General features: G+C 71.0%; 18 protein-coding genes and 1 pseudogene. 8 read left to right on the top strand and 11 right to left on the bottom strand.

The window, feature by feature from the left end; translation table 11 throughout:
- Window positions 1–47: 47 nt before the first annotated feature.
- Entirely contained in the window at window positions 48–2990 is a 2943-nt protein-coding gene (locus ACFWP5_RS27320) for an AAA family ATPase (RefSeq protein WP_384161827.1), read from the bottom strand.
- Between the two features lie 229 nt (window positions 2991–3219).
- Between ACFWP5_RS27320 and ACFWP5_RS27315 the strand changes: the two genes are divergently transcribed.
- Window positions 3220–6081, top strand: a complete 2862-nt coding sequence (locus ACFWP5_RS27315; protein ID WP_384161824.1) for an AAA family ATPase — start codon at window positions 3220–3222, stop codon at window positions 6079–6081.
- Between the two features lie 87 nt (window positions 6082–6168).
- Here the strand turns inward: ACFWP5_RS27315 and ACFWP5_RS27310 are convergent, their stop codons facing one another.
- A complete protein-coding gene (locus ACFWP5_RS27310; protein ID WP_384161821.1) occupies window positions 6169–7110 on the bottom strand; it encodes a hypothetical protein in 942 nt (313 codons plus the stop codon).
- Window positions 7111–7610: 500 nt separating this feature from the next.
- Here ACFWP5_RS27310 and ACFWP5_RS27305 point away from each other — a divergent pair, with 500 nt between their 5' ends.
- The 3 genes and pseudogenes from ACFWP5_RS27305 to ACFWP5_RS27295 all read left to right on the top strand — a co-directional run bounded on the left by ACFWP5_RS27305 (window position 7611) and on the right by ACFWP5_RS27295 (window position 9228).
- Window positions 7611–8237 (top strand): response regulator transcription factor, encoded by a 627-nt coding sequence (locus tag ACFWP5_RS27305; RefSeq protein WP_384161818.1) that lies wholly within the window; start codon window positions 7611–7613, stop codon window positions 8235–8237.
- Window positions 8238–8384: 147 nt separating this feature from the next.
- A complete protein-coding gene (locus ACFWP5_RS27300) occupies window positions 8385–8564 on the top strand; it encodes a hypothetical protein (RefSeq protein WP_384161815.1) in 180 nt (59 codons plus the stop codon).
- A gap of 41 nt (window positions 8565–8605) precedes the next feature.
- A pseudogene (locus ACFWP5_RS27295) lies at window positions 8606–9228 on the top strand (dihydrofolate reductase family protein).
- A 16-nt stretch (window positions 9229–9244) separates the two neighbouring features.
- Here ACFWP5_RS27295 and ACFWP5_RS27290 read toward each other — a convergent pair.
- From ACFWP5_RS27290 to ACFWP5_RS27275, 4 genes are all read right to left on the bottom strand, one after another.
- Window positions 9245–9433, bottom strand: a complete 189-nt coding sequence (locus tag ACFWP5_RS27290; protein WP_384161812.1) for a hypothetical protein — start codon at window positions 9431–9433, stop codon at window positions 9245–9247.
- A complete protein-coding gene (locus ACFWP5_RS27285) occupies window positions 9411–9701 on the bottom strand; it encodes a hypothetical protein (protein ID WP_384161809.1) in 291 nt (96 codons plus the stop codon). The genes ACFWP5_RS27290 and ACFWP5_RS27285 overlap by 23 nt, the downstream gene beginning before the upstream one ends.
- A 93-nt stretch (window positions 9702–9794) precedes the next feature.
- A complete protein-coding gene (locus ACFWP5_RS27280) occupies window positions 9795–10484 on the bottom strand; it encodes a M24 family metallopeptidase (protein ID WP_384161806.1) in 690 nt (229 codons plus the stop codon).
- 162 nt (window positions 10485–10646) lie between these two features.
- A complete protein-coding gene (locus ACFWP5_RS27275; RefSeq protein ID WP_384161803.1) occupies window positions 10647–11924 on the bottom strand; it encodes a methyltransferase domain-containing protein in 1278 nt (425 codons plus the stop codon).
- 309 nt (window positions 11925–12233) lie between these two features.
- On the opposite strand from ACFWP5_RS27275, the gene ACFWP5_RS27270 reads away from it, so the two are divergent.
- The 4 genes from ACFWP5_RS27270 to ACFWP5_RS27255 all read left to right on the top strand — a co-directional run bounded on the left by ACFWP5_RS27270 (window position 12234) and on the right by ACFWP5_RS27255 (window position 15241).
- Window positions 12234–12653: a molybdopterin-binding protein gene (locus ACFWP5_RS27270; RefSeq protein WP_384161800.1), complete on the top strand. Its 420-nt coding sequence runs from the start codon at window positions 12234–12236 to the stop codon at window positions 12651–12653.
- 253 nt (window positions 12654–12906) lie between these two features.
- The gene (locus ACFWP5_RS27265; protein ID WP_384161797.1) at window positions 12907–13551 is read left to right on the top strand and encodes a molybdopterin-dependent oxidoreductase; all 645 of its coding nucleotides are present in this window, start codon (window positions 12907–12909) and stop codon (window positions 13549–13551) included.
- A gap of 50 nt (window positions 13552–13601) precedes the next feature.
- On the top strand, window positions 13602–14606 hold the full coding sequence (locus ACFWP5_RS27260; protein ID WP_384161794.1) for an alpha/beta fold hydrolase: 1005 nt from the start codon (window positions 13602–13604) through the stop codon (window positions 14604–14606).
- Between the two features lie 83 nt (window positions 14607–14689).
- Complete coding sequence (locus tag ACFWP5_RS27255; protein WP_384161791.1) at window positions 14690–15241, top strand: YciI family protein; 552 nt, start codon at window positions 14690–14692, stop codon at window positions 15239–15241.
- Between the two features lie 88 nt (window positions 15242–15329).
- On the opposite strand, the gene ACFWP5_RS27250 is transcribed toward ACFWP5_RS27255, so the two are convergent.
- The 5 genes from ACFWP5_RS27250 to ACFWP5_RS27230 form a co-directional block, all read right to left on the bottom strand.
- Window positions 15330–16337, bottom strand: a complete 1008-nt coding sequence (locus ACFWP5_RS27250; protein WP_384161789.1) for a toluene hydroxylase — start codon at window positions 16335–16337, stop codon at window positions 15330–15332.
- A 65-nt stretch (window positions 16338–16402) separates the two neighbouring features.
- Window positions 16403–16717 (bottom strand): MmoB/DmpM family protein, encoded by a 315-nt coding sequence (locus ACFWP5_RS27245; protein ID WP_384161786.1) that lies wholly within the window; start codon window positions 16715–16717, stop codon window positions 16403–16405.
- Entirely contained in the window at window positions 16714–17064 is a 351-nt protein-coding gene (locus ACFWP5_RS27240; protein WP_384161783.1) for a Rieske 2Fe-2S domain-containing protein, read from the bottom strand. Before ACFWP5_RS27240 ends, ACFWP5_RS27245 begins: the two co-directional genes overlap by 4 nt.
- On the bottom strand, window positions 17057–17311 hold the full coding sequence (locus ACFWP5_RS27235; RefSeq protein WP_033279816.1) for a toluene-4-monooxygenase system B family protein: 255 nt from the start codon (window positions 17309–17311) through the stop codon (window positions 17057–17059). The genes ACFWP5_RS27240 and ACFWP5_RS27235 overlap by 8 nt, the downstream gene beginning before the upstream one ends.
- Window positions 17312–17325: 14 nt before the next feature.
- The gene (locus ACFWP5_RS27230; protein WP_384161780.1) at window positions 17326–18810 is read right to left on the bottom strand and encodes a toluene monooxygenase; all 1485 of its coding nucleotides are present in this window, start codon (window positions 18808–18810) and stop codon (window positions 17326–17328) included.
- Window positions 18811–19259: the final 449 nt, after the last annotated feature.

Here is a 19259-nt window from a genome sequence, read left to right as displayed (position 1 = left end):
CGGGGCCGGACTCGGGCGCTCCACAAGCCCCGGCCACGGCACAGAACCTACGCATCTATGACGAGCCCGCGAGCGCCATAACCGGTGAGGACAGCCGTGACGACTTCCGTGCGGGACCGCAGTCCGGTGCGGGCGAACAGCCGGGACAGCCGGTTGGCGACCGCGTCCTCGGTGAGCCGTAGCACCGTGGCGATCTGCCGGTTGGTCAGGCCTTCGGCGATCAGGGTCGCGAGCAACTGCTCGCTCTCGACGGTGGCTTGTCTGCGGCCGGGCACGGTGATCCCGGCCGCGCGCATCGCGGCCCGGGTGTGGAAGCGTTCCAGTACGGCACCGCTCTCCCCGAAGAGTTCGTACGCCTCGCGCAGCAGTGCGGGTGGGCCGCCACCGACGTCGACGGCGGCGACGAGGGTCACCGACGTCTCGAACGGCTGGCTGCGCGAGCGTGCCAGTCCCACGGCCTCCCGTACGTTCTCCCCGGCGGTGACGGGACTGTCCGGCCGTAGGACCCGGGCCGACGCCGTCAGGTACCTCAGCCGGGTCCTGCCGGTGCCCATCCGGTCGGAGATCCGTTCCAGGCGTTCCAGGCAGGTCACCGCCTCGGCCGTACGTCCCGAGTCAGCGAGCAACTCGGCGAGGGCGGCCCAGAGTTCGTCTGTACCGGCGATCTGCCCGTGCACCTCCGCCGCGTCCAGGCCGCGCCGCAGTGTCCTCTCTGCACCGGTCGGATCGCCGAGGCTCCGCAGTATCTCCGCTTGACCGGCGTCCAGTGAGTACTCCGGTGGGCCCTCCCCCTCGACGCGCACGCTGTCGATCAGGCGGCGGGCGCTCGTGACGCGGCCCCGGGCGAGGAGGATCGCCGCGGTTCGTGCGGGAACCACATAGTGGTCGATCGCCGCCGTATGGATCCCGTTGTTGGCCAGCATCCAGCGGGCCGGTTCCAGTGCCTTGTCCCACTCGCCCCGGAGGTGGTGCCGGAGGAACTGACTGTGCCGGGGCAGCAGTTCGGGGGCCAGGCCCTGAGCCGCCAGGAGCAACTCCCCCGCGTGCAGGTCGCCGCCGTTGAGCAACTCGTCGAACTTGGCGACGGTCAGTGTGTACGCGTGGTCGGGGCCGACGCGCGGCGCTTCCGGAATGGCCAGTGAGCGTCTGAAGCGCTCCGGTCTGCCCAGCGCCAGTTCCGCCGCGGCGCGGAAGCAGTCGGGGTTGGCGGCGGCGCGGACGTCGGTGCTCCACACCGGTTCCGTCCGTACCAGGAGGTCCAGCGCTTCGCGCCATCTCGCCAGGAGACACAGGGCCAGCGCCCGGCCGGTGGTGGCGGCCAGGACGGGCAACCGCAGTTCGTCCCACCACTGTTCCGTCGCCAGTCGCGAAAGCGCCCGCCAGTCCAGGTCGTTGGCCGTCGCCACCGTGAACAGGCTGGCGGTCTCCTGCAGTTCGAGCCGTCCGAGGATGTCCGGGCGGTCCCGCAGGATCGACTCGGCGATGGTCCGCGCGGTCCGGAAGTCCCCGGCGAAATAGGCGGCGACGGCGTACCGCTGCAGGGCCGGGACGCGGTCGGCGGGACGCTCGACGAGGTGGGCGGCGGCCCGGCACCACCGAAGCATTCCCCTGCCCTCGGGATCGGGGTGCAGACGATCCGCGGCGCCCGTCAACTCCGCGACCGCGCGGCCCCGTTCGACCAAGGTCCCCGCTTCCGCGATCCGGTCCGCCAGGTAGGCCACCGCGTCCAGGTCGTCGAGCAGAGGTGTCGCCGGTGGTTTCGCCCCGAACGCGGTGACCGCCGCGTCCGCGTCCGCCCACAGTGTCTCCACCGCCGTGGCGGACAACCGGCTGCGTTCCAGCGGCCCGAGCCGCTCACGGACGGCGTGTGCCGCCAGCGGAACACGGAACGTCCAGCCTCCTGCCGCCGTACCGTCGGGCCCGGGCGACTCTTCGACGATCTCGGCGTCGATCAGTTCGCCGATGGCGCCGCGTGCCTCGTCGGTGGACAGCCCGGCCGACTCCGCGATCAGTTCTACGGCGCGTCCGCCCAGCGGCCACAGAACGCTCAGCGCCCCCGCCACCGTTCGACACGGCTCGCTCAGCCCGTCCAGGGCCCGTACGAACCGGTCACTCTCCGGCAACACCGGCGTCGGCGTCCGCACCCCCACGAAGGCATGGCCGTCCGCCACCCTGATCGCCCCTTGCCGCGACCACTCTGTGAGCAGCGCGTCGACAGCCCCGGGCAGCCCCCGTGTGAGGGCGCGCACGCGCCGGGCCAGACCAGCGTCGGGAGTCGCCCCCAACCGCCGCGCCACCATGGCGCCGGTCTGGTCCGACCCGAGGCGGGGCAACACGATCGAGCGGGCCCCCTGAGCGTCCGCCAGCTCTTCCACGGTTGCGCCCGCACCGTGCTGCCGTAACGTCCGGCCCTCTTCTACGGCCCTCCGGGCACCGGATGTGCTCCCGCTCGCCCCGCCCGTGTCCCGCCCGCCGCGCCCCACGGCCGAGGCCACCACTCGGACACCGGACGGCACCCGTGCGAAGTCGGTTCCGCCGAGCAGGGCCAGCGAATGGGCGTCGGCGTGCTGGAGGTCGTCCAGCACCACGACCACGGACGCGGACCGCGCCAGAGCGAGGCGCAGCAGTGCGGCCATCGCCGTCCCGTCACCGCGCCCGGCCGCCCGCAGCGCTTCCGCGGACCGGCGTTCCTCCAACACCATCACCAGCCGCAGCGCCAGCAGGAACGGCTGTGCGCCGTCGCCCGGAACACAGCCCACCGCGAGGACCAACACCCCCTCCGTGCGCAGCCGTTCACCGAGCGCGTGCACGAACTCGGTGCGGCCGACGCCCAGTTCACCCCGGACCAGCACCAGACGCGGCCCGCCGGGATCCCGCAGCCAGCCACCGGCTTCGTCCAACTCCCGCTCACGACCGGTCAGATGACCGATCCCGGGGCCCGCAGCCAAACCGCCGTGGGCCAACCAGGAGTTGTCGGACGGAGCACTCACAGTCCACCGCACTCTCTTCGACGACACGTGCCGGACGAGCGGTGACGAGCCCGCATGCTCCTGGCGTCTCCAATCGGCCCCGTGGCCGGAATCCGGCCCCCCATCCACATTATGATCACATTCACATCGCCCTTTCCGACGGACGGCAGGAACGGGACGCACACCGCCACGAACATCCGGCTCCTGCCCGCCGTTCACACGCGAAGTACCGGACCCGGAAGGGGTGGACGTGCGGGAATGCGGACCTGTCATCGGCAGGGACAGCGAGATCCGGGACGTCGTGGAGACACTGCGGTCCACCGGCACCTCGGCCCGTACCCTGCTGGTCGTCGGAGGACCCGGGTCGGGCAAGACCACCGTGGTCGAGCGGGCCCGGCACATGGCGGCCGAGGAAGGCGCCAAGGTCCTACGGCTGCGCTGTCACGACGGTGAGAGCCCGCCCGGTGCGGCCGCCCTGGCCGACGGCGTCCACTCGGTGCTCGCCAAGTTCCACGACCGTCGCAGCCCGGTCCGCGTCGGTGCGGTCCGCCGGATCCGGCTCCAAACCAGCGGCCAGGACGGCGAGTTGGCCCTGCTGTCCGTGCTGAGCGAGATCCTCACGGACGCGGCGGCCCACATCCCGTTCGCGGTGGTGGTCGACGACGTCGAACGGATGCCCCGGCCGACGGCATCCGCCCTCGGTCTGCTGCTGCGCGTCTTCCGCCCGGCCGGCGTACCGATGGTGATGGCCGGACGGCCGATCCGCCCCGGAGCCGAAGGCGCCTCGCCACTGACGGCGGCGGCCGACCGGCTGCTCGAACTGCCGCCGCTGCGGCCCTCCGACATCGAAGCCCTCGTCGTAGGGCAACTCGGCCGCCCGGTCGAACCCGCCCTCGTGACAGCGGTGTTGGGCGCGCTGGGCCCGATGGCAGGCATCCCCGAGGCCGTGCTGTCGGTGCTCGACGCGCTGCGCGAACACGGCGACCTCCTGGAACTCGGCGGCCATGTCTGCCTGACCGAACCGGAGAGAGCACTACGACTCACCACCGACGCAACGGAGTTGAGCCGCCTCTGCTGGCCGGGTTCGCCGCCGGACACCGTCGACCTGGACGCCGCGGCGGCGGTGGCCCGCAACCTGGAACACGCCGAGATACGGCTGGACGAGCTGCTCCGGCTGAAGCCGGGGGGTCCGCGGCGGGCCGGCCTCGTCGACCGGGCGCTCACCCCTCTGGTGAAAGACGGGATTCTGACCGTGGACGGGGACGGCCGGATCGCGTTCGCTGTTCCGGCACTCGCGGCGGCGCTGCGCGCACTGCCCACCCACCATGACGTGTCGTCGCTGCACGCCCTGATCACCAGGTCGTTGACCGATCGGCTCGGTGCGGAGACGGCGGGCAGCTGCTACCCCCGCCTGGCCGAACACGTGACGGCCGCCGGGGCCGAACTGGACGACGCCCTCGCGGTGGATGTGCTGCTCGCGGCAGCGCGCACGGACGCCAGGTCGGACTGGCCCCGATCGGTCCGCGCCTACTCCTCGGCCCTGCGGCGCCTGCCGCCGCAGGACCACCGGACGTCCGAAGTGCTGCGCGAGTCCGCCGAGTTGAGCCTGCGCCACGCCGACCACACCGGTGCGCTGGCGCTGGGCGCACCGCTGTTCGCCCACCTGGCCGCGTCACCGGCCGACTCCGATGGGGACTGCCTGGACTTCGTCACCGGGGTGTGGGCGCTGGCGGCGCTGCACGAGCACCAGTTGCCGTCCGTCCGGGATGCCGGAGCCCCGGCTCGCGAGGTCGGGGGCCGGGAGCCTGTCGTGGCCCAACTCGCGGCACTGGCCGGTCCGTTCGGGCTCGGTCCGGTGACTTCTCCGCCGGGAGGCGAGACCGACCGGCCGTCGACCGGCGAACTGCGGACGGAGTCCGGGTCACTGCCGTCCCCGACGGAACTGCGGCTGCTCTCCGCCGCAGCGGGCAGCCGCGCCGACCTGTCGGCCGCTCTGCGCACCCTGCCGCCCGATGGGGACAGCACACCGAAGCTGGACCGGCTGCAGACCGCGGCCGTCCACGCGGACCTGGCCGGCGCCTTGGCCGCCGTTCTCGGTGACCGGTACGCCGGGGCGGGGAACAGCACTGCCGCCTGGTACCACGCCATGGTCGGCGACTACCTCGAAGGCGACTGGGACCGGGCCCTGGTGTCCGCCCGCCGGATCGAGGCGCGCAGCCGGACCCGCGGTACGACGGCGGGCGCGGCACACCCCGCCCGGGCACTCGCGGCCGAAATCCATTGCACCCGTGGGGAGTTGGGGCTCGCCCGGACCTGGCTGGAGCTGATTCCGGACACCGTGTCGCACCCGCTGGTCGCCTGGGCCAGGCTGGGCCTGCGGTACTGGTCGGGGCAGCGGGAGGAGGCGCTGGCGGCGGCCCTCAGGGACGTACGACGGGCTCGCGAGCACGGTCTGCACGCGGGCACGGAGAAGGTGCTCCTGCGGTACGTCTCCTTCGCCCTGGTGGCGGGCCTGCCGCAGGCCATGCCGGAGGCGTTGGACGAACTGGAGGCGCTGCACGCGGTGGTGGGTTCTCCCATGACCCGCGAGGCGATGCTCTTCGGCCGCGGCCTGGTGCACGGCGACGCGGACAGCGCGCTGGCCGCACTCCGGTCGGTGCGCCGACGGGGCGACGCCTACCTGGGCCTGCTCTGCTGCCTGTGCCTGATGGAGATCGGCGACGAGTCCGAACCGTGGCAGGCCGAGGCTTCGCGGATCGCGCGGTCTCTGGGGATCGGCCGAGCCACCCGCACGACACTCGGTCATATGACGCGGCGCCGGACCCTCGGACTGCCGAGGACGCGTCCGGCCTACGACGGGTTCGGCGAGGAGGACGTCAAGCTGACCACGATGGTCAGCGAGGGGGCCACCAACCGGCAGATCGCGGCGCGGCTCACGTGGAGCGAGAAGACCGTGGAGCGCCGGCTCACTCAGCTCTTCCAGCGCACCGGGTGCCGCTCCCGGGCGGAACTGGCCGCGGCCTGGCTGGACGGCAGCCTTGCCCGCCGCGTCACGGTGGCAGACCGCGCGGCCGGGGGTTCCGGCGGAGCAACACCGTTGGGTCTGCGGTGAGTTCACGTGTTCGCGGGTGGCCGCGCCCCGGCGGTCGCCCCGTGGACCCCGCCCGCCGAGGCCAGGTCCACGTCTTGGCCGCGCGGGTCAGGCGAGGAGGGCGGCGTGGGTGTCGATCAGTACACCGAGCCGGCCGGTGTTCAGGGAGCCGTCGGCCCTCACCTGGAAGTTCCACTCCAGGGCGGGGATGTAGCCGAGCACCAGGAGCGCGTCCGTCCCGCGCAACGGCGTGTCTCCCCATCTCTCGTTGCGGTACTGGGCCGCGGTCACCACGAAGAGCCGACGGGCATGCGTCCCGGCGCCGGCCGCGCCGCTGTCCCCGCCCAGGAGCAGGGTCTGCAGGGCCGATGCTCCGTGGCCGCCCGCGGACGACTTGTTCTCACCGACGGCCAGTGCCTCGCCCCGGGTGACCGCGGTGTGCAGACGGGCGGATCGCGCGCTCAGCCCGTCGGTCACCGAGGGAGTGGCCGCCGAACCCACCAGCACGACGGTCGCGAGGGTCCCGACCGGCCCCGAGACGACTTCGGAGATGAGGGCCTGAGCCAGGCGCAGGACATCGTCGTCATCTCCCGTCAGGGCGATCGGCCCGCGCAGCCGTGACAGGTCCACCAGCACTCTTTCGCCTCCGTGGAGGCCGAGGGTGACGGTCAGGGAGTACGGGTGGGTGGGTCCGTCCGACCCCTTGCCGGTGCGGCGCAGGAGCGCCGTCTGCACCCACCACTCCTTCTCGGAGACGTCCGCCGTCCAGGGCGTCGGCGGGTGCGCGTCGGCCCCGGCGAGCCGTAACGTCAGTCGCTGCCCGGAATGGACGAGGACATGTGCCTCCGGTAGCGGGCGGCCCTCGCGGGTGCGCCCAGCGGCCAGGACACTCAGGCCCAGGGCGACCGTCTCAAGTGCCTTGCGGGTGGCGACCGGTGGCGCTGTACGGGCCTGTCCGGACCGGGAAACGCGCCTGCGCCGGACCAGTGCGGCGACAGCCCCGAGCAGGATCAGACCGAACACCGCGGACAGGACAATGGACGCGATCATGCGGCCACCTTTGTTGCTAGAAGTTGTCAGAAACGGTCACCGGCTCTGCGGTGACACCGGAAGCCGTAGCGCGCGGGCGGAACCTTCTCCGGGTGCGCTGCGACGCAAGGCACCGGGCGGGGCCCGCTCCGGTTCGACCCGACGCACGCTCCGGCATCCGAAGCGCGCCGGAACGCGCTTCCCACGGCATAGTCACGCGTCCCCCGTTTCCGGCGGAAGGCGAAACCGCCAACCTTGCCGCTCCGTACAGGGAGTTGGTGGGATCTTCCGTCCCAGGTCGCAGCGGCTGTCGCCGCCGAATCATCCGGTGCCGCCCCACAGGAGACCCACAGCCTCCGGACGTACGGCCGACGGACGCGCGAGGACCCGTCGCACAACTCGCGCCAGATTTCCCTCGGTTCACGGGCGACGGACCCGTGGCACGGAAGTGCGGCCTCCGCGAGTGGCACGATCGGCCTCCCGAACCCGGTGAACGATCCCAGTTGCGAGTTGGGGGGCACATGCCTCAGCAAGTACTCGACAAGAGCCTGCGCGTGGCGATCCACGCACCCGCTCCCCTCGTCCGTGCCGGACTGGCCGGCTTCGTCGCCATGGAGCCGCGACTGCGCGAGGTGCCCCGGGCCAGGATCCGGGAGGCCGACGCGATCGTGGTCGCCGTCGACGTGGCGGACGCCTCCGTCCTGGACCTGCTCCACACACTGTGCGACGAACCCGGCGCACGCTTCCTCGTGGTGGTGAGCAAGCTGTGGCAGGCCGACGTGTCCACGGCACAGCACCGGGGCGTCCGCGCGGTCGTGTGGTGGGACTTCTGCAGCCCGGACGTCTTCGTCCGCACGGTACGCGCCGTGGCCGGCGAGGACGGGACCGCGCCCTCCACCCCTCTGGCACGTGGCACCGCGCCGAAGGAACAGCTCGTCGCGACCTCCCGGGCCCGGGCCGCACTGAGCACGCGCGAGGTGGCCGTACTGCGCCTGATCGCCGAGGGAAAACAGTGCGACGAGATCGCGACGGAACTCGCCTATTCCGAACGCACGGTGAGATACATCCTCTACGGCGCGATGAAGCGCATGCGGACACGCAACCGTGCCCACGCCGTCTCCTACGCCATCCGGGCCGGACTGATCTGACGACCTGGACAACGGAATTGGCCCGCACCCGCCTCAACTCGCGCGGCAGGGCGACCCATTGCTGCCGTGCGCGACCATCGACCGCGACCGCACCACCCTCACCTGGGCGCCGCGCGAACTGAACCGGCGCCCCGACGAGTCGCCGGCATGACGGAAGGCACCGAGGAACCGCTCACCGACTCCGCAACCGATCGCCCGGTGATCGTCGAAGTCACCGGCGCGGGCCGCCTGTTGGGCTTCGACGGTGCCGTCGCCGTCGGGCAGCGGGCGGAACCTCACTCCCCCAAGGGGCGGCATGTCGAATGCGCCGGTTCCCGATCGACGTGAGAGTGGAAGCAGCAGTACCTCCACGACTCAGGAGCACCATCGTGACCGTGACCGCGGATCTCGCCATCTCCCTCGACGGCTACATCGCCGGCACCGACGTGACCATCGACAACCCCGGCGGCGACGGCGCCGAGCCGCTGTTCGAGTGGATCCACAATCTGGCGAGCTGGCGGGAGCGCCAGGGCATGACCGGTGGGGAGGAGAACCGTGACTCCGAGTTGATGCGGGAGTGGTTCGACGCGACCGGAGCGGTGGTGATGGGCCGGATGATGTACGACACGGGGAGGAGTTCTGGGGCGACAACCCGCCCTTCCGTACCCCGGTCTTCGTCCTCACCCACCGCCCCCGGCCGACCCTCGTCAAAGAGGGCGGCACCACCTTCACGTTCGTCACCGACGGCATCCACAGGGCGCTCGACCGGGCGACGGCCGTCGCCGGTGACCGGAACGTCGACATCGCGGGCGGTGCGAGCACGGTGCGGCAGTACCTCGGGGAGGGTCTCATCGACGAACTCCAACTGCATGTGGTGCCCGCTCTCCTCGGCGCGGGACTGCGGCTCTTCGAAGGCCCGGGCGCGGGACCGCAGCGCGTCGAGCCCGTCAGGGTGGTCGAGACTCCCCTCGCCACCCACTTGAAGTACCGCCTCGGCAGGACCGAGGACTGACCCCTCGTGGGGGTTGTCACGCGGCCGCCTCCTCCAGCGCGATCGGGTCCCCCACCCGCACCGTCCCCGTCTCCAGTACGTCCAGGTACACACCGCGGCACGAGAGCCGGCCGAGGTCGAACACCGGGACGCGGCACTCCCGGGCGACCGCGCGCATGAGGCCCCGGTCCGGCGGGAGTTCGTCATGGCCGAGGGCGGGGATCACGCAGCGAGGTGTGGGCACGAGCACGCGGAACAGCGCCTCCCCCACCCGCAGGCGCGACATCGCCCGTCGTGAGAAGAGCGGTGCCGTCCGGCAGGACGACCCGGACCACACCGGAGTCGTCGAGTCGGCTCCGGCAGCGCGGCAACTCGCCCCACTTGCGCGGGTGTTTGGCGCTGCCCACCGCACTCGTCCCGTCGAGGACGGCGTACACCCGGTCCCCGGAGAGCCCGTTCTCCGTGACCGCCACGGCGATCACGGCCTCACCCAACCCCTCGGCTTCACCGGATACCGGTACAGCGCCGTCACAGTCCCCATAGACCAACTATGGGGACTGCGGCCGGAGTTCGGGACGCGATCACTGTCAGAGGGTGAGGAGTTCCTCGTGGAAACCGCCGAATCCCCGTTCGCGGTCGACGAGATGGATCTCCAGGATCCAGTGGCAGGTACGTCCGGCCTTGTCGATGCGGCGCAGTGGCGTGTCGTTGTCGGGGGTGATGTACGACTCGACGTGCGCGCCCTCGATCGTCTCGTGCGGGAACTCCCCCACCAGGTGCCCTGCGTGCCAACCGCCCAGCTCCCAACCCGCCTTGTCGGCGAGGCGGGCGACCTCGGTGTGCAGACGCGCACCGGTGATGTCCGGGGTGTTCTCGAAGAAGCGCCGACCGGCCGCGAACACCTTGGGCAGATCGTCGCGCAGCCGGTGCTTGACCGGGTCGTCGCCCAGGACGAAGGTCCGGCCGAAGTCGGCCTCGTACTCCTCGAAGATCGGCCCGAAGTCGGCGAACACGATGTCGTCCGCGCCGATCACCCGGTCCGGCGGGTTCTCCTTGTACGGCGCGAGCGTGTTCGGTCCCGAGCGGACGATCCGCTTGTGCCAGTGCCGGGTCGTGCCGAACAGCTCGTTCGCGAGGTCGCGAACCCGGTCGCTGACGGCCCGCTCCCCCTCGCCGGGCGCCACGAGCCCGCGCTCCTCGACCTCCGTGAAGAGCAGCGCGGCCTTGGCCTGGGCATCGAGCAGGCGTGCGGCCCGCGTGGGTTCGTCATCAGCCATGGGGCGAACCTAGCCAGCTAGATCGTTCGCGGCAACGTGATTCGCTACGACCGGCTCGCTTCACGGCGTGGGCGAGGCGCGGGCGGCTCACTCCCGTGCCGCGTGTGCGGGTCCCGTCGGTTTCGCCCGCGCCCTGGGGCATGGGTGCGTCGCCTCGGTGGTTCACCCGGCGATGCGCAACGCGCGCGCCAGGAAGTGGTGCGGGGCGTCCTCGTAACAGGACAGGTCCCAACCGGCCGTCCGCAGGGCGGGGCGGAGGTTCTCCTCGGCGAGGGGGTCGTCCGGGTCGAGGGGGCGGCCGTGGCGGGCGACGCGTTCGGCGCGGCCGGAGGGGTGGAACAGGAGCAGGGTGCCGCCCGGAGCGGTGACTCTGGCCCATTCGCGCAGGGCCGTCGCCGGGTCGGGTACGTGGTTGACCAGGCCCGCGCTGAAGACCGCGTCCACTGCTGCGGTCGGCAGGGGCAGCCGGCAGGCGTCGGCAAGGAGCAAGCACCCGTCCTTGTCGCGGCCTTCGCGGAGCGCGGCGGTGAGCATCGCGGGCGTGAGGTCGATGCCGACGACGAGGCCCGCGTCGCCGACCTGTGCGCGCAGCGCGGGCAGCGCACGGCCGGTGCCGCAGCCCAGGTCCAGCACACGTTGGCCGGGGCAGAGTTCCATCCGGTCGACGGCCGCCGCGTACCGGGGTCCGTCGCCCGCGAACTGCTCCTCCCAAGTGGCCGCCCGCCGGGTGAAGAAGGCGCGTGTCGCCGTCCGCTCGGCGCGCTCCGCGACGAAGGCGGCGAAACGCTCGAACACGCCGTCACGGTGACGGGCCAGCACGGCGAGTTCGGCGGACGCGGACTCCACGACTCCGGGAGCGGTGGCCGCTTCCTCCGGGAACGCGTCGGCGAAGGCCCCGACCGCCGCCTCGTCCACCTCCAGGTGGAACTGCATGCCCCACGCCGAGCCACCGATCCGGTACGCCTGCACCGGGTACTGGTCGCAGGAGGCCAGCAGGGTCGCCCCGGCCGGCAGGTCCATCGTGTCGCCGTGCCAGTGCAGCACCCGCAGCCGCTCGGGAACTGCGCCGAACAGGGCGTCGGCGCGCGCCGCATCCGTCATCCGTACGTCGGCCCAGCCGACCTGCGTGCCGTTGCCCGGCCGGGCGACACCGCCAGCCGCGACGGCCAGTAGCTGCGCGCCGAGGCACACACCCAGTACGGGGACCTCGGCCGCCAATGCGGCCCGCAGCAGGGCGAGTTCGGCGCTACGGCTGGGGAAGTCCTCGTAGGCGGCCATCGCCCCGCCCATCACCACCAGGCCCACCAGGTCGTCGGCCGTGTCCGGCACCGGGTCGCCCGCCCAGGTCCGGCAGACCCGCATCGCCAGCCCGGCCGCCTCCAGCGCGGCGCCGATGGCGTAGGGACCTTCCTGCGGTGCGTGCTCCACGATCTGGATCACGGGCCACCACCTCCCGCACGACCGTACCCGCACGACGGTCGGATCGAAACGCGGATACGAGGCAATAGACCGAGTTCTCCTCGCATCTGCCAGCCGATTTTCCTTATCGCCTCGGATGCCCGAGCCCCTTCGACGGAACACCGTCTTCGTCGCTGCCCGCGGGCTCCTCGGATTTGCCAGGACGAAGGAGACTCCCTGGTGGCGGATGCGACGGGGTCTGTGACGGGCGCGGCCGGAGCGGCTAGCTTGTGGACTCACAGTCGCAATAAATCCGGCAATCCAGACCTTTTCTCTGTGAGGCGTTCCGTCATGAGCTTGAGCATCCGCAACCAGATTCCCGGCACCGTCACGGCCGTCACGCCCGGCGCGGTGATGGCGACCGTGAAGGTACGCCTCGACGGCGGCCAGGACCTCACCGCGGCGATCACGCTGGAGGCCGTGAAGGAGCTGGGGCTCGCCGAGGGTACGGCCGTGCGCGCCATGATGAAGTCCACCGAGGTCGCGCTCGCCACGAGCCGGGTGGAGGGGGTGTCCATCCGCAATCAGCTGCCCGGCACGGTCAGCGATGTCGCCACCGGCGGGGCGATGGCCGTTGTCAAGGTCACGGTCGACGGGGGTGAGCTGACCGCCGCGATCACCAAGGACGCGGTCGGCGACCTCGGCCTGAGGACCGGTACGCCGATCGTCGCGCTGATCAAGTCGACCGAGGTGTCCCTCGCGACCGTCTGACGCGGGGCGACCCCGGTCAGGTCGGGTGTTGCTCGGCCCGGGCCCCGCGCACAGGGCCCGGGCCGCACTCCGCGCCGGGGCGTCGGCACCGCGAAACCACCTGGTGGGCGGGGACGCCGTAGCCGGAAATCCAGTGAGGGACGACGCGCGGACGCGCACCGGGACCCGGCATCGGTGCCGTCCCGCGTGAGCGCCTACGCTGCTCGGGGAAGGTAGCCGTAACCAGGAGACCAGCGGAGAAGGGGCGTCACCCGTGGCAAGCGACCGACAAGGTACGGCCGAGGCCGCCGACGCGTCCCGCCCCGTCCCACCCGGCCAGCGTCATGTGCACGGTTGGCCGGTCTCGCACTACGGGCCCGTCCCCCGGTTCCGTCCCGAGCGCTGGAACCTGCGCGTCCACGGCGCCACTGCCGACGGCGCCGAGCACAGCTGGACGTTCGACGAACTGGCACCCCTGCCCCATGTCACGGTCCTCGCCGACCTGCACTGCGCGTCCGGCCCGACCTCCACCGACCACGAGTGGTACGGCATTCCCGCGACCGTCGTCCTGGACCTGGTCCCGCCCGCGCCGGAGGTCACGCACGTCATGGCCTGGGCGGAGTACGGCTACTCCACCAACCTCCGCCTCGCCGACTTCACCGCTCCGCAGACCCTGCTGGCCACCCATCACAACGGCGAGCCCCTCACCGCCGAACACGGCTTCCCGCTGCGCCTGGTGGTGCCGCAGCTGTACGGCTACAAGAGCCCCAAGTGGCTGCGCGCCATCGAGTACCTCACCGAGGACCGGCGCGGGTTCTGGGAGGAGCGGGGATACCACAACATCGCCGACCCCTGGAAAGAGCAGCGCTACTCCTACCAGGAGCAGGACGACGAGAGTGCACAGGTTCCCGGCCGATAGGCCGAAACCCGCGACGCGGCTCGACGAGCACGACACGTAGCCTCGTCCGCATGGTTACGCATCGATTCGTTGACGTGAACGGCGTCCGGCTGCACATCGCCGAACAGGGCCAAGGCCCCTTGGTGATACTCCTGCACGGCTTCCCGGAGTCATGGCATTCCTGGCACCGCCAGATCGGCCCGCTGGCCGACGCGGGGTTCCGGGTGGTCGCCCCCGACCAGCGGGGATACGGCAGCAGCGATCATCCGGACGACGTCGACGCGTACACCATCTTCCATCTGGTCGGTGATGTCGTGGGCCTGATCCAGGAGTTGGGCGAGGAGAAGGCGTACGTCGTCGGGCACGACTGGGGTGCGCCGGTCGCGTGGCACACCGCGCTGCTGCGGCCGGACCTGGTGCTCGGGGTGGCCGGGCTGAGCGTGCCGCCGCCGTACCGGGGGACGCAGCGTCCGATGGCCATGATGCAGGAGATATTCCAGGGCCGCTTCTACTGGAACTACTTCAACCAACCGGGCGTCGCCGACGCCGAGTTCGCCCGGGACACCCGCACCACACTCCGCAAGTTCCTCTACTCCGCCTCCGGTTCGGCCTCTCCCTCCGGCGAGATCATGCAGCCGCTGGTCGACCCCGAGAAGGGCTGGCTCGTGGCCATGGAGGACCCCGAGGTGCTGCCGGAGTGGCTCACCGAGGAGGATCTCGACGCGCTGACCGAGAGTTTCTCCAGGGGCTTCACCGGCGCCCTGAACTGGTACCGCAACCTCGACCGCAACTGGGACCTGACGGCACCGTGGAACAACGCCGTCGTCACCCGGCCCGCCCTGTACATCTTCGGCGACCGCGACCTCGTGCCCGCGTTCCCCGGCGCGCGCGACATCATCGCCCAGCTGCCGAACTTCATGCCCAACCTGGTGCGCGCGCCCATCGAGCTGCCCGGCTGCGGGCACTGGACCCAGCAGGAGCGCCCGGACGAGGTGAACGCGGCGCTCGTCGACTTCCTCACGACCTGCGAGCGGAATGCCGGCGGTGGGCCGGGAACGGGGTCTGGCCAGTCGTGATGATCTGAGCCACGTGACCTGGTCGGAGGTCGGGCGGGGAAACCCGCTCGACCCGGTCACCTCCACGAGGAGATCCTTCGGGCATGGAGTTCCTCTGCTACCACCGCGACCGGCCGGATTCCCTCACACTGCGCGAGGAACTGGTGGAAAAGCACTGGTCCTACATGGACCGGTACGCGAAGGAGATGATCGCCCGGGGCCCGACCCTGGCCGACGACGGCGACACCCCCACCGGCAGCGTGCACATCCTCGACCTGCCCGATCCGGCCGCCGCCCGCGCGTTCGCCTTCGACGAGCCGAACTACCAGGCCGGTGTCTACCGGGACGTGCTGCTGCGCCGGTGGCGCAACACCCTGGGGCGCACCATGTGGGACTTCCCCGGCGGCCGGACCGGCGGCAACCGCTACCTGGTGCTCGGCTTCGGCACCGGGCAGGCCGCAGACCTGACGGTGTCGCCCGGCCGGCACGAACTGATCGCGTACGGGCCGCTGTTGTCCGACGACGGCACCACCTGGCTGGGCACGGCGGCGCTGCTCCGCGCACCGGACCCGGAGACGGCACGCACCGTGCTGACCCGGGACCGGTACGCCGACATCGAGGTCCACAACTGGCAGTTCGGCGGGCGCCCGTCCTGATCCACCGGACACCCCCGCCCTCGTCGAACGCACCGGGGCCGAGCTCCGCCGCCTCGTCAACTGACGCCGGAGCCCTCGGAGTTCATGCCTACGACGTCCGAGGGCGGGCAAGTCCGCCAACCGCCAGGAGTTCGTCCCACGCGTCCAGTGCCGTGGCCTCGATGTCCGACGTGCCCAGCAGTCGGGCACCCGCGGCGGCCATGGCGGTGCCGTGCCCGGCCCAGGTGTCGAGGTGGCCCTGAAGGACGGCCCGGTTTCCGGGGTCGGCGTCGGTCAGGAACTTCAACAGGGCCCGGGTCCAGCGGGCCGCGCGTTGGGCGTCCCGCCCCAGGTCGTCGGTGATGAGGGAGTCGAGGGGGACGCCGACGGTGTCGAGGCGGCGGGCAAGGCCGTGCAGGAGTACGGCGTCGGCGACCGGTTTGACCACGATTTGGAAGGCGACCAGCGCCACGTCCCAGTCGTAGGCGACCAGTGCTTCCTCGACGGACCGGCGGAACGGCTGCCAGTCCGGTTGGTGCTCCCAGGTCGTGCGTTCGGCGATGCCGAAGGCGCGGTCGGGGTGGGTGCGGGCCAGTTGGGTGGTGCGGTAGGCGAGGAGTTGGACGCGGCGGAGCTGGTCGGCGGTCTGGAAGGCGGCGCAGGTGGCGATGTAGCTGCCGGGGGCGAGTTGTTGGAGGTAGGCGGAGAGCATCTGCTGGCCGTGGACCAGGTAGCGGGCCGGGGTCACGGCCAGTGCCAGCAGGTCGAGTTGACGGGCCGTCAGGCGCTCGTCGTGCTGTTCCTCGTCGAAGCGTTCGAGCAGGCCCTCGACGTACGTCTCACGGTCGTCCTGCATGGCCACATAGCTGCCGTACGTCACCCGGTCGGGATCGCGGAAGGCGTCCCAGTCGGGGACGGTCAGCGCCATGCCGTCGCGGTGTTCGCGCAGCCAGCGGTTGCCGTGCGCGTCGGGCGGGAGTTCCAGCGGGGTGGCGCCCATGGTGTGGTTCATGCCGTGGGTGAGGACTTCGTATTCGCCGGGGCGGCGGCCCAGGTCGCCGAAGGCGCTCCAGGTACGCAGGCGGGTCGCGCGCCGCCGGTCGCGCTGCTGTGCCATGGCTTCTCCTGACCTTGTCACTGACTGCCCTGCCTCTGGCTGCCTCGTCACTGGCTGCTGCTTCGTCACTCGCTGTGGAACCACACGTACTCCTGCGACCGGGAGCGCATCCGCCCCTTGAAGGAGGGCATCTCGATCTCCAGGGCGGCGAGTTGGAAGGTCCCGCCGAGGTGTTCCTCCAGACTGCGCCGGGTCAGCCGGCACTCGTGCGGGGTGTGGACGCGTACGTAGTCGTCGCGGTCCACGACGTACACGTCACGGTCGGGGTTGTCGTCGGACACCGCCTCGATGACGGCGTCCGCCAGCGGCCCGGAGCGCAGCACCGGGCCGACGAGCACGGGGTCGAGCGGGGCGTCGCTGTCGAGTTCGTAGACGGTCATGGGGTGGGTGCCGGCCTTTCGTCGGACGGGCGGCGGCTGACGTACACCTGGCCGTCGGCGATACGGGTGTCGTGGCGTACGAGGCAGGAGCCGCGCGGGTTGATGCCCCGGCCGGTGCGTACGTCGAACTCCCACAGGTGGAAGGCACAGGTCAGGACGGTGCCGTCGAGATCGCCCTCGGCGAGGGACTGCCGCTGGTGCGGGCAGGTGCCCCGGTAGGCGAGGTAGTCGCCCTCGACGCGGATCAGCAGGATCTCCGTGCCGTTGACCTCGAAGGGCTCCATCTCGCCGTCCCACAGGGCGTCTTGGGGAGCCACCGGCACATAGTCGGGGGCCTCCTCAGTCACGGAACCGCACGTCCAGCCATTGCAGGGGCAGCAGGGACAGTTCGCCGAGCGTCACCGACGGGTCGATCTTCCGGTCGTCGAGGTACACGTCGTACGAGGGGACGCCGGGCGGAGCCGCCACCCGTCGCCCGACGCTGTGCACGGCCACCTTCTCCGCGACGGTGTCCATGGTGTCGTCGGTGTCGACGGCCACCAGGTGCGGGATGAAGTCGCCGACCAGCCTGCCGACGATGGGGAACAGTGCCATGTGGGTGAATCCCCTTATGCCTTGGGGTCGTTGGCGTACTCGCGGGCCCAGCGGTAGCCGTCCGTGTCGTCGCCCATGACGTCCGGGGTGAGGCCCATCCACGCCAGTGCGCCCGGCAGGTCCATGGGCTGGATGTCCCCGCCGATGAACCGGTCGACGACCGTGCGGTGGCCCGCGTACCGCTCGGGTTCCTGCTCGAAGCACCACTTGGAGATCTCGCTGTCGAAGTGGTGGATACGGCCGTCACGGACGAGGGAGACGGGGTGCAGCCGCTCGCGGGACATGGCGGTGCCGAGGGGCAGTTGGGTGACGCTGCACAGGGCCGGGAGTGTCTCGGGGAGGGTGCGGTCGATGTGTCCGGCGTTGATGTTGCGGATGATCTCGTCCCACAGGACGCCCCAATTCTCCTCCCACTGGGGGTACTTGTCGTTCAGCCAGACCCGCTCGTCCTTCGAGACACCGGCGCTGGTGTTCCAGAAGAGGGTGGGCCGGTAGAACCACAGCCCGAGTTGCATCGCGTGCTGGCCGTTGTCCAGGGAGTACAGGAAGTCGTCCCAGTACCACGGGCGCTTCAACCCGTAGTCCTCCAGCACCCGTTCGTGCTGGTCGACGATCCATTCCAGCATGAACTCCTTGTAGGACATCTTCCGTTTGTCGAGCGGCGTGTAGTAGTCCATCGCCGGTCCGGTGAGGGTCTGGAAGATCCGGGAAGCGCGCCAGAACGCCACGTCCACGATCCGCTGCGCGCGTTGCGGATCATGGGCCATCACCACTTCCAGGGTGGGGAAGCCCTGTTGGGCGTGGCGGGCCTCGTCGGTCTGGATGGAGGAGAGCAGGTTCGACCAGTTGACGTCGCCGGCCGCCATCGCGTCGGAGGCGAGGGCGACGAACTGGATGTTGCTGAAGCCGTGTTCGAGGGTCAGGTTGGAGGCGAGACACGCCTCGACGCAGTCGGCGCCCAGCATGATGTCGTCGAACAGACTCTTCGCCGCCACGACCGCCCACTGGTTGGTGTGGTACGCCTTCTGCGCCCAGTCGAAGCGGGTGTCGTGCTTCAGCAGGGCGTGCGAGAAGCGCAGGCTGAGCTGGGTGTGCCGGGTCTCGTCGAGGAGCCCGAAGACACCGAGGTTGCGCCATTTCGGGGAGGGGGCGAAGCGGCAGAACCGGCTCTGCATGGTGACGGCCATGTACTCGACCATCGTGATCAGTCCCATGTGCATCTGCGAGGCGGCGACATGGGACGCGGGTAACTGGTCGTAACTCCCCGCCCGCTGAAGGGCGTTGCTCACCGCCTTGACCCCGGACTCCTTCTCCCGCTGGACGCGCACGTAGTCCCGGTACGAGACACGGAACGGCTCCTCCCAGGCGTCCCACGCGTCCTCCGGGATGCCGTCGGCGCCGGTCCACTCCGCGGGGAAGGCGGCGGCACGGTCCACGTACGAGAAGGTCCAGTCGAGGTCGCGCGAGGTCTCGTACCAGTCGTCCTGCGTGAGAAGCATGCGGATCACATCCTGATGGAATGGTGCGCGGGCCGCCTCTTAGCCGCATTTTCCACCGGCATACCACCCACTGCCAGCAGAACGGGACACATGTCCGACAATCGCCCATTGCCCTGACGCTACGTCATAATCGTTCAGCACAGAGCGACTTGGAATCTCTCGGCGCCTTCAAGACAACCTCCGGCGAGGGCCGGCGCGTTACTCATGCGTGCACCCAAACATTTCTACGACCTCAGCTCATGAACGCCCTCCCCGGAGGCCGTTCGCCCTGTCGGCCCTCGTCGCGACCACGGTGGCCGCCCTGCTGGTCGGCTGCTCGTCCTCGACGAGCCCCACGGTCGCGAAGGCGGTCGGCCCGCCGGTCTCGACGGCGGGGGGGGGGGGGGGGGCGAGTCCCGCGGGGCCGGGCCGGGGGTGGAAAACGGGGTACACGTACAAGAAGGCCGGCC

The sequence above is a fragment of the Streptomyces sp. NPDC058469 genome, assembly GCF_042721125.1.
Classification (GTDB): Bacteria; Actinomycetota; Actinomycetes; order Streptomycetales; family Streptomycetaceae; genus Streptomyces.
The sequence above is the reverse complement of the archived record's forward strand: the minus strand, read 5'-3'. Positions and strand labels throughout refer to the sequence as shown.